Source organism: Pseudomonas sp. IT-P395, assembly GCF_949767675.1.
In the GTDB taxonomy this organism is placed as follows: Bacteria; Pseudomonadota; Gammaproteobacteria; order Pseudomonadales; family Pseudomonadaceae; genus Aquipseudomonas.
The window spans coordinates 1-13,396 of record NZ_CATKPW010000003.1; the positions used below are offsets into that span (position 1 = coordinate 1).

10 protein-coding genes are annotated in these 13,396 nt (G+C 60.6%); 7 read left to right on the forward strand and 3 right to left on the reverse strand.

Annotation, left to right across the window (positions count from 1 at the left end):
• Window positions 1-1,200: retention module-containing protein (locus ACM6IN_RS02310; protein WP_414915337.1), on the reverse strand; the 1,200-nt coding region annotated here is incomplete at its 3' end.
• A gap of 532 nt (window positions 1,201-1,732) precedes the next feature.
• Between ACM6IN_RS02310 and ACM6IN_RS02315 the strand changes: the two genes are divergently transcribed.
• The 3 genes from ACM6IN_RS02315 (at window position 1,733) to ACM6IN_RS02325 (ending at window position 6,816) form a co-directional block, all read left to right on the forward strand.
• Complete coding sequence (locus ACM6IN_RS02315; RefSeq protein ID WP_095049304.1) at window positions 1,733-3,091, forward strand: TolC family outer membrane protein; 1,359 nt, start codon at window positions 1,733-1,735, stop codon at window positions 3,089-3,091.
• Between the two features lie 193 nt (window positions 3,092-3,284).
• A complete protein-coding gene (locus ACM6IN_RS02320) occupies window positions 3,285-5,444 on the forward strand; it encodes a type I secretion system permease/ATPase (RefSeq protein WP_007914521.1) in 2,160 nt (719 codons plus the stop codon).
• A gap of 10 nt (window positions 5,445-5,454) precedes the next feature.
• Window positions 5,455-6,816 carry an HlyD family type I secretion periplasmic adaptor subunit gene (locus tag ACM6IN_RS02325; protein ID WP_007914514.1) on the forward strand — a complete coding sequence of 454 codons (1,362 nt, stop codon included), beginning with the start codon at window positions 5,455-5,457 and terminating at the stop codon, window positions 6,814-6,816.
• Between the two features lie 144 nt (window positions 6,817-6,960).
• Here the strand turns inward: ACM6IN_RS02325 and ACM6IN_RS02330 are convergent, their stop codons facing one another.
• Both ACM6IN_RS02330 and ACM6IN_RS02335 read right to left on the reverse strand, forming a co-directional pair.
• A complete protein-coding gene (locus ACM6IN_RS02330) occupies window positions 6,961-7,557 on the reverse strand; it encodes a tRNA-uridine aminocarboxypropyltransferase (protein ID WP_007914512.1) in 597 nt (198 codons plus the stop codon).
• Window positions 7,558-7,562: 5 nt separating this feature from the next.
• Window positions 7,563-8,456, reverse strand: a complete 894-nt coding sequence (locus tag ACM6IN_RS02335; RefSeq protein ID WP_007914510.1) for a LysR family transcriptional regulator — start codon at window positions 8,454-8,456, stop codon at window positions 7,563-7,565.
• Window positions 8,457-8,852: 396 nt separating this feature from the next.
• Here ACM6IN_RS02335 and speB point away from each other — a divergent pair, with 396 nt between their 5' ends.
• The 4 genes from speB to ACM6IN_RS02355 all read left to right on the forward strand — a co-directional run bounded on the left by speB (window position 8,853) and on the right by ACM6IN_RS02355 (window position 13,325).
• Window positions 8,853-9,803 (forward strand): agmatinase, encoded by a 951-nt coding sequence (speB, locus tag ACM6IN_RS02340; protein ID WP_003222717.1) that lies wholly within the window; start codon window positions 8,853-8,855, stop codon window positions 9,801-9,803.
• A 10-nt stretch (window positions 9,804-9,813) separates the two neighbouring features.
• Complete coding sequence (locus tag ACM6IN_RS02345) at window positions 9,814-10,236, forward strand: YybH family protein (protein ID WP_123376289.1); 423 nt, start codon at window positions 9,814-9,816, stop codon at window positions 10,234-10,236.
• 55 nt (window positions 10,237-10,291) lie between these two features.
• Entirely contained in the window at window positions 10,292-11,794 is a 1,503-nt protein-coding gene (locus ACM6IN_RS02350; RefSeq protein WP_123376290.1) for a purine-cytosine permease family protein, read from the forward strand.
• Window positions 11,795-11,945: 151 nt separating this feature from the next.
• The gene (locus tag ACM6IN_RS02355; RefSeq protein WP_414915338.1) at window positions 11,946-13,325 is read left to right on the forward strand and encodes a sodium:solute symporter; all 1,380 of its coding nucleotides are present in this window, start codon (window positions 11,946-11,948) and stop codon (window positions 13,323-13,325) included.
• Window positions 13,326-13,396: the final 71 nt, after the last annotated feature.

A 13,396-nucleotide genomic window follows, 5' to 3' on the forward strand; every position in this document is an offset into this window, starting at 1 on the left:
GCCGTGCAGGTTTTTGAAGTCGGCATCGCTGGTGTTCAGCGTATAGGTGTAAGTGCCGTTGGCATTGAGCACCAACGTGCCGTAAGTGCCGGTGAACGTGCCCGGGGTGACCGGTCCGGTGGGAACGCGGTCGGCGCCTTGCACATCGTTGGTCAGAACGTTGCCGGTCAGGGTCAGCTGAGTCTCTGACGCCGTGCCACTGCTGTCATCGAACGCTTTCGGCACGTCGTCGGTAATGTTGACGTCGAGCGTGCCGGTCGCGGTATCACCATTGCTGTCGCCGGCAATCACTGTGAACTGTTCGCTGAGATTGTTCGCGCCGTCGCCGGCCGCGTGGTTTTCGTTGCCGTTGAGGGTGTAGCTGTAGCTGACAACGCCAGTCGCCGGGTTGTACCCGGTGATGGTCAGGGTGTTGCCCAGTTGCGAGGTGATCGATTGCGGAAAGCCGATCGCCACACCGCCAACGATAACGTTGATGCCACCAATGCTCAGGCTGGTCAGACCGTCCGGCGCCGACACGGTAAAGCTGCCGCTTTGCGTGAGTGCGCCAGGGTTGGCCGCCGAGCCGGCAGGCAGATTGGCTTCATTGAGACTGAGTTCGCCGCCCGCCACGTTCAGGCCAGTGAGGGTTACAGGATTGTTGACCGGTGGCGGCACCACGACTGGCGGGGTGTCGTCACCGTTGTCGATGACCGCGTTATGGCGTTCTTCGGGGAATTCAGGAATACCGCCAAACCCGGCAGTCGGGAAACCGATGATCGGGTCGACCCGACCGCCAACTTCCGTCAGCAAGACAAAACTGTGACCACCGCCCAGTTCACCCGGTGTACCACCCGGTGCATTCGGACCGGCGGCGGTGGCTTCGGCGCTTTTAGTCGGGTCATCACCGGCGGCGATGGCTTTCTGGATCTGCTCGACGTCGGTCAGTTGCGCGTCGCTCGGGGTCACGGCCTCCGCGGCATTGACATGCGCCGCCTGACCCGCCAGCAGTTCACCGGTCATGGTCATGCTGCTGCCGCGTCCGAGAGTCAGTTCCTGGCCGTTTTGCAGATGAACGGCGACGGCGCCTTCTGCGCCGGTGATCAGTTGATCGCCGGCAAACAGGCGATCCCCTTCAACCAGTGCGCGTTTAGTACCGTCGGCTGACTGGGCGAAAACCTGGCCGATGACTTTAGTGACTGTGCCGATGAGCGTTGCCATGTGAAATCCTCCGCTGCCGACCACCGTCGGCACTGGTAAGCGAAGCAGCCCATGGCTCAATCGGGTTGTTGCAGGTGACGCTCGCACCTTCAACAGTTCGTTTCGCAGGTGGCTTCTTCTGGAAACATCAGTGCTATCAAGCACTTCCGCATCCTGATCAAAGCACTACGCCCGCTAACGCTACGTAACGCTGGTGAATCACTCGAGTGACAAAAATCTGTCGCTCATCAGCGGTTACGCGTCCCTCCCCTTCAGCAGTACTTCGCCGTATGTCGCAAAGTGAATGGAACTTTCCTCAAGCCTTTTTGCACTCCCTAAAGCGCATAAAACAAAGGCTTTCATGCTGAACAATGTGCTGGTTTTTACGAAGCGCATAAGTTTTTTTCGGCATAAGCCTTATGAAAATTTTTTCTTAGCTACGCTTCAGGATGTTCTTAGCTCTGTTGTTACAAGAGTGAAACGCCTACACCTAAAAATATCGTCAAATATTTGGCGACAGTAACACACCATCAGGACTCAGGGAGATGCACCCATGCGCGTTCTAACCCCCCTCTGCAGCGCGGTTTTGCTGGCCATGGCTTGCACTTCACAAGCCCAGGCCATGAACCTCACCGAGGCGATTCAAAGCACCATCGCCACTCACCCGGAACTGGCCTCGCGAGTGGACGCCCGCCTGTCGGCTGATGAACAGGTCAAAGTGGCCAAGGGCGGCTTCTATCCGTCCGTCGATTTGAACGCTGCGTATGGCCGTGGCTACAGCGACAACACCAACACCCGGGCCTTCGGTAATCACCACACCGAAATCCTCAATTACACCCAGTCCGAGCTGCGCCTGCGGCAAATGCTGTTCGACGGATTCAACACTGCCAACGAGGTCGAGCGCACCAAAGGCGTGTCCAATTCGCGCGCTTACTACGCGCAAGGCACCGCTCAGGATCTGGCCCTGCGCACCATCGAGGTTTACCTCGAAGTGCTCAAGCGCCGCGAACTGGTGACCCTGGCCCGCAACAACTTGCAAGCGCACTTGCGGGTCAACGATCAGATCGGCCTGCGCACCGAGCGTGGCGTCGGCAGCACCGCCGACTCGGATCAATCGGTCGCGCGTAAGGCGCTGGCACAAAACAACCTCGATACCGCCGAGGTCGATCTGTCTGACGCCGAAGCCAATTTCTACAGCGTGGTCGGGCGCATGCCCGATGAGCTGGAAACGCCGGCCTCGACCCGTGGCGAACTGCCGACCGAATTGCGTGAAGCCCAGCAGAGCATGGTCGACAACAACCCGTATCTGAAATCCGCCCAGGCTGACGTGCAGTCGGCCGAGAGCCAGTATGAAGTCGCCAAATCACCCTTCTACCCGCGCTTCGATGCCGAAGCCGCCGTCGGCGCGAACAACAACGTGCAGGGCGACGAAGGCCACGACAACGAATGGCGTGTGGGTGTGGTGATGAACTACAACCTGTTCCGTGGTGGCAGCGACAAGGCGCGCCTGGCCTCCGATGCGCACCAGATCAATCAGGCCATGGACATCCGCAACAACGCCCTGCGCCAGCTGAACGAGAACATCCGCCTGGCGTGGAACGCCATGGAAAACGCAAAGAAACAGACCCCGACCGCCCGCGAATACGCCGAAACCACCAAGCGTGTGCGCGCCGCCTATCAGGATCAGTTCGGCCTCGGCCAACGCACCCTGCTCGACCTGCTCGACAGTGAAAACGAGCTCTACAACGCCAACCGTCGTTACACCGAAATCCGCTACACCGAGGAATATTCGATGTATCGCGTGCTGGCGAACATGGGCCAGTTGCTGAGCAAGCAACGGGTGGTGCTGCCGGCCGATGCGATCGCCGCGACCGAAGTGAAAAACGAAGCGCGCCTGCCCGAGCTGAAATAAACGGTGCAGGAGCTGACTTTGCCCTGACCTGATCGTTCCCACGCTCTGCGTGGGAATGCCTCTAGGGACGCTCTGCGTCCAGTGACGCGGAGCGTCACGGGCTGCATTCCCACGCAGAGCGTGGGAACGATCACGCATCGACCGTAGAGCGTGGGAACGATCAACCTGAGTCCGTTCAACAGAGGCGATCAATATGACCAGCATGGAACCCGGCCATTCCGGGGTCGATCCGCGGCTGAGCTTCGATGATCCGTTACTCGACGGTCTGTTGATCCTCTGCAAACTGCATGGCGCGACGGTCAGCCGGGCCAGCCTGAGTGCCGGGCTGCCCCTCAACAAACAACGCCTGAGCCTCGATCTGCTGCCCCGCGCCGCCGCCCGGGCCGGGTTGCAGGCGCGGATTCTGCGGCGTGATCTGAAAGACATCTCGCCGCTCAATCTACCGATTCTGCTGCTGCTCAACGACGGCCGCACCGCTGTTCTGCGGCGTTTCGGCGACGACGGCAAAGCGCTGATTCTGCCCAGCGAAGCCGATGGCGGCGAACAATGGATCAACCGTGAAGAACTCGCCGAGCACTACAGCGGCCAAGCCTTGTTCGCCCGTCCGCGCCACGAACTCGAAGACCTGCGCTCGCCGCTGGTGCCACGGGTACATGCGTGGTTTCGCGACACCTTGAAGCTGTCGAAATGGCTCTACAGCGATGCGATCCTCGCCAGTTTCCTGATCAACCTGTTAGGCCTGATGGTGCCGCTGTTCGTCATGCAGACCTACGACCGCGTGGTGCCCAATCAGGCCACGTCGACCTTATGGGTGCTGTCGATCGGACTGCTGATCGGCACCGGTTTCGAACTGGTGTTGCGGGTGGTGCGTGCGCACCTGCTCGACACTGCCGGCAAGAAAACCGATGTGATCCTTTCCGCGACTTTATTCGAGCGCATTACCGGCATGTCGATGAAAGCGCGGCCGGCAACCATCGGCGGTTTTGCCCAGAGCATTCATGACTTCCAGGGCCTGCGTGAATTCCTCACGGCGGTGACCCTGACCAGCCTGATCGACCTGCCGTTCGTGGTGCTGATGCTGGTGGTGATCGGTCTGCTCGGCGGCTGGCTGGTGGTAATTCCGCTGCTGGCGTTTCCGATCACCATCGTCTTCGCGATGATCATTCAGGTACGTCTGCGTGACACCGTGCAGAAGAGCCTGAGCCTCGGCGCTGAACGCCAAGCGGTGCTGATCGAAACCCTCGGTGGCCTGGAGACCCTCAAAGCCTGCAGCGCCGAAAGCGAGCGCCAGCACAAATGGGAAAGCACCCACGGCGCCCTCACCCGCCTCGACAGCCACGCGCGCAATCTGTCGGCGCTGGCCACCAACGGCACACTGTTCATTCAACAGTTTTCGGGGATGGCGACCATTGTCGCCGGGGTCTACAGCATCATCGCCGGTAATCTCAGCGTCGGTGCGCTGGTCGCCAGTTACATGCTCGGCAGCCGCGTGCTCGCGCCGCTGGGGCAGATTGCCGGGCTGATCACCCGTTATCAGCAAGCGCAACTGACCATGAAAAGCACCGACGCATTGATGGCCCTGCCGCAGGAACGCGACGGCAAACAGCGGCCGCTGGAACGCACGCAACTGCAAGGCGCGCTGGACGTCAGCGGCGTGACCTTTCACTACAACGGCCAGAACGCGCCGGCGCTGAGCAATGTCAGCTTCAGCCTGAAAGCCGGCGAGCGGGTCGGCATCATCGGCCGCAGCGGTTCGGGCAAAAGCACCCTGGCGCGATTGCTCATGGGCTTTTACGAACCTGAGGAAGGTCAGCTCCTGCTCGACGGCCTCGACCTGCGCCAACTCGATGTCGCTGACCTGCGCCAGCAGATCGGTTACGTCGCCCACGACCTGCCGCTGCTGGCCGGCAGTCTGCGTGACAACCTCACGCTCGGCGCACGCTACATCAGCGATTCGCGGATGCTCGAAGTCGCCGAACTGACCGGCGTTACCGAACTCGCTCGTCAGCATCCGCAAGGTTTCGACCGGCCGGTAGGCGAACGCGGGCAATTGCTCTCCGGCGGCCAGCGTCAGGCGGTGTTGCTCGCGCGATCCTTGTTGCTTGATCCGCCGATCATGCTGCTCGACGAACCGACCAGTGCCATGGACAACAGCAGTGAAGACTTGCTGCGGCAGAAGCTGCACGGCTGGGTGCAAGGCAAGACGCTGCTGCTGGTCACCCACCGCACCTCGATGCTGAGCCTGGTGGACCGCTTGCTGGTGCTGGACAACGGCCGGGTCGTCGCTGACGGCCCGAAAGAAGCGGTCATCGATGCACTGCGCAAGGGCCGTGTCGGCTCGGCGGCGGTCTAGGAGTTGCCCCATGTCTGCTTCCTCCGATAGCAAAGATCGCGGCTACTTCGACAGTTTCGGCAAAAGCGCCGAAGCCGAATTCATGCCGGAAACCGCCGGCGCGTCCTTGCAGGATTCGCCGCGCTGGTCGCGGATCACCGTGTGGCTGGCCGCAGCGTTGCTGATCAGCGCGGTGGTCTGGGCCAAATTCGCCGTGCTCGAAGAAGTGACCATGGGTGAAGGCAAGGCGATTCCGTCGAGCAAGGTTCAGGTGATCCAGAACCTTGAAGGCGGGATCGTCACCGAGATCTTTGTGCGCGAAGGGCAAATGGTGAACAAGGGCGATACCTTGCTGCGCCTGGATGACACACGCTTTCGCTCGAACAAGGGTGAGAGCGAGGCTGATCGTTATGCGCTGACGGCGCAGGTCGAGCGGCTGTCGGCAGAGGCCGAAGGTCGGCCGTTCAAGCTCTCTGATGAAGTGATTGCCAAGGCGCCGCAAGTCGCCGAAGACGAACGTTCGCTGTACGAACAGCGCCAGCGTCGGTTGGCCAGCGAGCAGCGTACGCTGAGCGAGCAACTGCGACAGAAGACTCAAGAGCTGGCGGAGTTTCGCTCCAAGCAGGGCCAGTTCAGTTCCAGCCTGGCGTTGCTGCAACAAGAGATGAACATGTCCGAACCGCTGGTAAAAACCGGCGCGGTGTCACCGGTGGAAATTCTCCGGCTCAAGCGCAGCGCGGTAGAAATCCGAGGCTCGTTGAACGCCACGACCCTGGCGATTCCCCGCGCCGAATCGGCGATTGCCGAGATCCGCAGCAAGATCGACGAGTCGGAACAGACCTTCCGTTCCGAGGCGGCGAAAGAGCTGAATGAGAAACGCACCGACCTGTCGAAAATCACCGCCACCAGCATCGCCATCGATGACCGTGTGACCCGCACCACGGTCACTTCACCGGTGCGCGGTGTGATCAAGCAAATGAAGGTCAACACCATCGGCGGCGTGGTCCAGCCGGGCAGTGACATGGTCGAAATCGTACCGCTGGAAGACAACCTGCTGATCGAAGCCAAGGTGCGTCCGCAGGATGTCGCGTTCCTGCATCCGGGCCAGAAAGCCATGGTCAAGTTCAGCGCTTACGACTACACGATTTACGGCGGGCTGAGCGCCAAGCTTGAGCTGATCGGTGCTGACACGATCACCGATGACAAGGGCAACAGCTTCTATCTGATTCAGGTGCGCACCGATAAAAACCATTTGGGCGGGGATGTGAAACCGCTGCTGATCATTCCGGGGATGGTGGCAACGGTGGACATTATTACCGGGGAGAAAAGCGTCCTCGATTACCTGTTGAAACCGGTGCTGAAAGCGCGGACCGAGGCGATGCGCGAACGCTAGAGATATCCGGATTTTGTGGTGAATTGACTGGCCCCATCGCTGGCAAGCCAGCTCCCACAGTGTCCGTGTCGGCCACAAAACCTGTGAACACCTCAGAACCTGTGGGAGCTGGCTTGCCAGCGATGAGGCCAGCAAGAATACCGACTATTTTTCAGCATGATTACGCTGGAAAGTCTCCTCCCCCATCGCCGCAATCTGCCCTTCGATCAAGGCCTCGAACGGCTTGAGCAACGGCTCGAATGACGTCGGTGCTTCCAGCGTCTGCAACGCCTGCACAATCGCCTCAATGGTCGACAACGCCCCCGGCCCCGGTGCCTTGCGCAAGCGATAGCGCGACACGCCACCCTCGGCCAGCGTCACCCGTGGCAACGCTGCCAGCAGCGGATTGAGGTGCAGCATCTTGCGCGCCTTGCGCCAGGTGCCATCCGGAACGACCAGCAACAGGGGTTCATCGGACTCGCCGTAAGCCTGCATCGGCTGCGCATCATCAGCGGGAAACAACAACCGCGCCCGATAGCCCGGACGGTTCAGCAGCGCCGGCAAATCCTCGAACACTTCGCCAACAATCATCTCGGCATTGCTCAACCCGAGTGCCGCCAACCGCGCGGTATTCAACGCATGATTAACTTCACTTGGATGCTGCAACAGCAACACCCGCGTGCGGCTGTCGAGGCTCGGGATCAACGGGCACAGGCAATGGGTTTGTGGGCGCAGGCAGCGCGGGCATTGAATTCTGGACATCGGTCTTAAGCCTGATTGAGCTGTGCTTTGAGCAAATCACGGAAGGTCTGGATCAGCGGTTCGCGGCTACGGCCGCGGCGCATGATCATCGAAAACGGTGCCTGATAACCAAACGTCGCCGGTAGCAGCACGCGCAAATCGCCCTTGTCGGCCCACGCCTGAGCGTAGTGTTCTGGCAAGTAACCGATGTAGGCGCCGGACAGCACCAGAATCAGTTGCGCTTCCATACTTTCCACGGTGGCGGCGCTGTGTTTGAAGCCGTGGCGGGCCAATTCGGCCTGACTCCAGTACCCACGCCCTACCATGCGCTGCTGGGTGATGACTTGCTCGGGAATCCGCCGCTCGTTGAACAACGGATGCCGGCTACTGCAATACAACCAATGTTGTTCGCGGTACAGCGGCATGTAGATCAGACCGCTCATGCGTGTGGAAAACGCACCGATGGCCAGATCGAGACGGTTGTCCTGCACGCCGAGTTGCAACTCGTAGGGGCTCATCACCGACAGGTGCAAATGCACCGCCGGGTGTTCCTGGCTGTAGGCGCCGATGGCTTCGGCGAACGGCAAGGCCTTGTCGCTGACGGTGGAGTCGATCACACCGAGGTTGAGCGTGCCGCGCAGTTCGCCCTTGAGCGCGGCGGCGTATTGCTCGAAACCTTCGAGTTCGGCGAGCAGGCGTAAGGTTTCCTGATGGAACAGCTCACCTTTGCTGGTCAGGCTGAACCCGCCGCGCCCGCGATGACACAGCACCAGGCCGAGCGCGGCTTCGAGCTGGCTCATGTAGGTGCTGATGGCCGAGGTCGACAGGTTGAGTTCCTGTTGCGCGTTGGCAAAACCCTGATGACGGACGACGCTGACGAAGATGCGCAATAGTTTCAGGTCGGGTAAAGCGTTGGCCATGTCTACTCCGGGCTTTGCAACTGTGTGTCTGTGGGAAAAGCCCCTCACCCCAGCCCTCTCCCCGAGGGAGAGGGAGCTGATCTCCATGGCTTTCAAATCCTGAGTTCGACTCGTTTTTTCAGGTCGCTGCAGATTCCGCTGACAACTCGGTCGGCCCCCTCTCCCTCCGGGAGAGGGCTGGGGTGAGGGGGCCGCGATGTTCAGCCAGGCAAGAATCTCAAGATCGCAAAGTCTAATCCCAGCCTCGCCATTAGTTTAGAAAAATCTGAACTAAGTTTTTGCCCGTAGCGATTCTTCCGCCGCACTACATTTCGCATCATCGGCCCCACAGCGGCGTCCGCCCCCTGCTCTACGGCGCGCCGACATAAATAAAACAAAGACGATGAGGCCCTACCCGTGGACAAGATTCTTCACCAACCACTGGGCGGCAACGAAATGCCGCGCTTCGGCGGCATCGCCACCATGCTCCGACTCCCCCATGTACCGACCGCTGCCGGCCTGGACGCTGCCTTTGTTGGCGTGCCCCTGGACATCGGTACTTCGCTGCGCCCCGGCACCCGCTTCGGGCCTCGCGACATCCGCACCGAATCGGTGATGATCCGCCCGTACAACATGGCCACCGGCGCGGCGCCATTCGACTCGCTGTCGGTCGCCGACATCGGTGACGTGGCAATCAACACCTTCAATCTGCTCGACGCCGTGCGCATCATCGAAGAAGCCTACGACAACATCCTCGAGCACAACGTGATCCCGATGACCCTGGGTGGCGACCACACCATCACCCTGCCGATCCTGCGCGCGATTCATAAAAAGCACGGCAAGGTCGGTCTGGTGCACATCGATGCCCACGCTGACGTCAACGATCACATGTTTGGCGAGAAGATTGCTCACGGCACGACCTTCCGTCGCGCCGTCGAAGAAGGTCTGCTGGATTGCGACCGCGTGGTGCAAATTGGTCTGCGCGCGCAGGGTTACACCGCTGACGACTTCAACTGGAGCCGCGATCAGGGCTTCCGCGTAGTTCAAGCCGAAGAGTGCTGGCACAAGTCGCTGGCGCCGCTGATGGCTGAAGTACGCGAGAAAGTCGGCGGTGGTCCGGTGTATCTGAGCTTCGACATCGACGGCATCGACCCGGCCTGGGCGCCTGGCACCGGCACCCCGGAAATCGGTGGTCTGACGACCATTCAGGCGATTGAAATCGTCCGTGGCTGCCAAGGCCTCGACCTGATCGGTTGCGATCTGGTAGAAGTCTCGCCCGCTTATGACACCACCGGCAACACCTCGCTGCTGGCCGCCAACCTGCTGTACGAAATGCTCTGCGTACTGCCTGGCGTGGTCCATCGCTGAGGGTCGGGTCATGAACGAACGTGATCAGGTTTTGCGAGCGGCCGCCGAGCTGGTGGCCGCCTTCGCCCGCAACGATCGCGAAGCTTACTTCGGCGCGTTCAGCGCCGATGCGAGTTTCGTCTTCTACACCCTCGAACAGCCGCTGCTGTCGCGCGATGCCTATCAGGCCTTGTGGGACAGTTGGCGCGCCGAGGATGGCTTCGAGGTGCTTGCGTGCACGTCGAGCAACGCCTTCGTCAGCCTGCAGGGTGACGTGGCGATTTTCATCCATGACGTGGCCACCGAGCTGCGCATGCAAGGGGAGCAACACTTCAGCCAGGAGCGCGAGACGATTGTGTTCAAGAAACACGCGTCGAGCCTAGAACAACAAGGCCATTGGCTGGCCTGCCACGAACATTTGTCCGCAATGCCGGAAGGGCTGCCATCCCCTTAGCCAAGACAGGTGACGCTCACGCACGATGAGCGCGCCTTTATGATCGGAGCAGATCATGAATAACAACAACAACGACCAAAGCCTTACGCAGATTGAAACCCACGGGGTCGAACAGATCCCGGACCACGAACGCAGCGCAGGTCCGACGGACTTGTTCCGGATGATCTTCGGTGGTTCGAATACCTTTGCCACCGCCGTGCTCGGCAGTTTCCCGGTGCTGTTCGGTCTGTCTTTTCAGGCCGGCGTCTGGGCGATTGTGCTGGGCGTGCTGCTCGGCTCACTGATCCTCGCACCGATGGGCCTGTTCGGCCCGCTCAACGGCACCAACAATGCCGTGTCGTCCGGCGCACACTTCGGCGTGCACGGGCGGATCGTCGGTTCGTTCCTGTCGCTGTTGACCGCTATCGCGTTTTTCTCGCTCTCGGTGTGGAGTTCGGGCGATGCGCTGATCGGTGGTGCGAAACGCCTGATCGGCTTGCCGGAAACTGATCTGACTCTGGGCCTGGCCTACGGTCTGTTCGCGATTCTGGTGCTGACCGTGTGCATCTACGGCTTCCGCTTTTTGCTGTGGGTGAACAAGATCGCGGTGTGGAGCGCCAGCCTGCTATTCCTGCTGGGCATCTTCGCCTTCGCTGGTCCTTTCGACGCGCATTACGCTGGCACCGTCAGCCTCGGTCAGCCGGGCTTCTGGGCCGCGTTCATCGGTGCTGCGCTGGTGGCGATGAGCAACCCGATTTCCTTCGGTGCGTTTCTCGGCGACTGGTCGCGCTACATCCCGCGTGAAACCTCCAAGCAACGCATCATGGCGGCCGTGGTGCTGTCGCAGATCGCCACGTTCATCCCGTTCCTGTTCGGCCTGACTACCGCGACCATCGTCGCGATCAAGGCGCCGGACTACATCGCGGCGAACAACTATGTCGGCGGTTTGCTGGCGGTGTCTCCGAGCTGGTTCTTCCTGCCGGTGTGCCTGATTGCGGTGATCGGCGGCATGTCCACCGGCACCACCTCGCTGTATGGCACCGGGCTGGACATGTCCAGCGTGTTCCCACGGGTGCTGTCACGGGTTAAGGCGACGCTGCTGATCGGCGTGCTGTCGATTGCCTTCATCTTCATCGGCCGTTTTGCGGCGAACCTGGTGCAGAGCGTGTCGACCTTCGCCGTGCTGATCATCACCTGCACCACGCCATGGATGGTGATCATGATCATCGGCCTGTTGGTGCGTCGCGGCTTCTACTGCCCGGATGACCTGCAAGTGTTCACTCGCGGCGAACAGGGCGGACGCTACTGGTTCAGCCACGGTTGGAACTGGCGCGGTCTGGGTGCATGGATCCCGAGCGCGGCGGTTGGCCTGTGCTTCGTGAATTTGCCGGGGCAGTTCGTTGGCCCGCTGGGTGAAATGGCCGGCGGCATCGACATCAGTTTGCCGGTGACCCTGGGCCTGGCCTCGGTGGTGTACCTGACGCTGCTGAGCCTGTTCCCGGAACCGCGCGAAGTGTTCGGCCCGAAGGATGCCCGGCGTGAAGCCGCAGTAAAACCTCAACTGCGTCAGGCCGCCTGACGCAGATCCCTGTAGGCCTTCGCCTGCTCGCGATGACTTCAGCACATCCAATAAAGATGTGACTGACAGACCGCTATCGCGAGCAGGCGAAGGCCTACAAGGGAAATGATTTTGGCCTCAACATAAAAAAGACAATCGGAGACACGCCATCATGGCTTTGGATTTATTCGTCGTCCTCATCTACGCTGCCGGCATGCTCTTGCTCGGCTACTTCGGCATGCGCAAGGCCAAGACCAACGAGGACTTTCTCGTTGCCGGTCGTAACCTCGGCCCGAGCCTGTACATGGGCACCATGGCCGCGACCGTTCTCGGTGGCGCGTCCACCGTCGGCACTGTACGTCTGGGTTACGTGCATGGCATTTCTGGTTTCTGGCTGTGCGCGGCACTGGGTTGCGGCATCGTTGCGCTGAACCTGTTCCTCGCCAAACCGTTGCTGAAACTGAAGATCTACACCGTCACCCAGGTTCTGGAAAAACGCTACAACCCGATGGCCCGCTCGGCGAGCGCGGCAATCATGCTGGCTTACGCGCTGATGATCGGCGTGACCTCGATCCTGGCGATCGGCACCGTCCTGCAAGTGCTGTTTGACCTGCCATTCTGGGTTTCGGTACTCGTCGGTGGTGGCGTCGTGGTGATCTACTCGGCGATCGGCGGCATGTGGTCGCTGACCCTGACCGACATCGTCCAGTTCATCATCAAGACCGTGGGCCTGATGTTCATCCTGTTGCCGATCTGCCTGTACCGCGTCGGCGGTTGGGACGAACTGGTGCTGAAACTGCCGGCGACTGCCTTCAGCTTCACCACCATCGGCTGGGACACGATCATCACTTACTTCATGATCTACTTCTTCGGCATCCTGATCGGTCAGGACATCTGGCAACGGGTGTTCACCGTCAAGACCGCCAAAGTCGCGCAATACGCCGGCAGCATCGCGGGTATCTACTGCATCCTCTACGGCCTGGCTTGCGCGCTGATCGGCATGGCTGCACACGTGCTGATCCCGGATCTGGACAACGTCAACAACGCTTTCGCCGCCATCGTCAAACTGTCGCTGCCGGACGGCATCCGTGGTTTGGTGATCGCTGCGGCACTCGCTGCAATGATGTCCACCGCCAGCGCCGGCCTGCTCGCCGCAGCCACCACGCTGACGGAAGACCTGCTGCCGAAACTGCGTGGCGGTAAACCGTCGAGCCTGGGCATCAACCGCCTGTTCACCCTGCTGACCGGTGTGGTCGTGCTGGGTATCGCGCTGGTGGTGAATGACGTGATCAGCGCCCTGACGCTGGCGTACAACCTGTTGGTGGGCGGCATGCTGGTCCCGCTGATCGGTGCGATTTTCTGGAAACGTGCGACCACCGCCGGCGCCATCACCAGCATGGGCCTGGGTTTTGCCACCGCGCTGCTGTTCATGTTCAAGGACGGTCTGGATGCGAACACGCCGATCTACTACAGCCTGGCTGTAGGTCTGGTGAGCTTTGTGGTGGTGAGCCTGGTCTCTCCTCGCCCGGCAACCGTGGCGAGTGCGATCTAAGCTCTGATGTAACGACTTGATGCTTTCTTCGACGGGTGTGGCGTCGGTTGCCACACCCGTTTTTTTCGTCT

Bases quoted from the DNA above. Each gene is read 5' to 3' on its own strand.
- ACM6IN_RS02345 (WP_123376289.1), top strand. From the start codon at position 9,814: ATGAACGAACGTGATCAGGTTTTGCGAGCGGCCGCCGAGCTGGTGGCC.
- ACM6IN_RS02355 (WP_414915338.1), top strand. From the start codon at position 11,946: ATGGCTTTGGATTTATTCGTCGTCCTCATCTACGCTGCCGGCATGCTC.
- ACM6IN_RS02315 (WP_095049304.1), top strand. From the start codon at position 1,733: ATGCGCGTTCTAACCCCCCTCTGCAGCGCGGTTTTGCTGGCCATGGCT.
- ACM6IN_RS02325 (WP_007914514.1), top strand. From the start codon at position 5,455: ATGTCTGCTTCCTCCGATAGCAAAGATCGCGGCTACTTCGACAGTTTC.
- ACM6IN_RS02320 (WP_007914521.1), top strand. From the start codon at position 3,285: ATGACCAGCATGGAACCCGGCCATTCCGGGGTCGATCCGCGGCTGAGC.
- ACM6IN_RS02335 (WP_007914510.1), bottom strand. From the start codon at position 8,456: ATGGCCAACGCTTTACCCGACCTGAAACTATTGCGCATCTTCGTCAGC.
- ACM6IN_RS02350 (WP_123376290.1), top strand. From the start codon at position 10,292: ATGAATAACAACAACAACGACCAAAGCCTTACGCAGATTGAAACCCAC.
- ACM6IN_RS02330 (WP_007914512.1), bottom strand. From the start codon at position 7,557: ATGTCCAGAATTCAATGCCCGCGCTGCCTGCGCCCACAAACCCATTGC.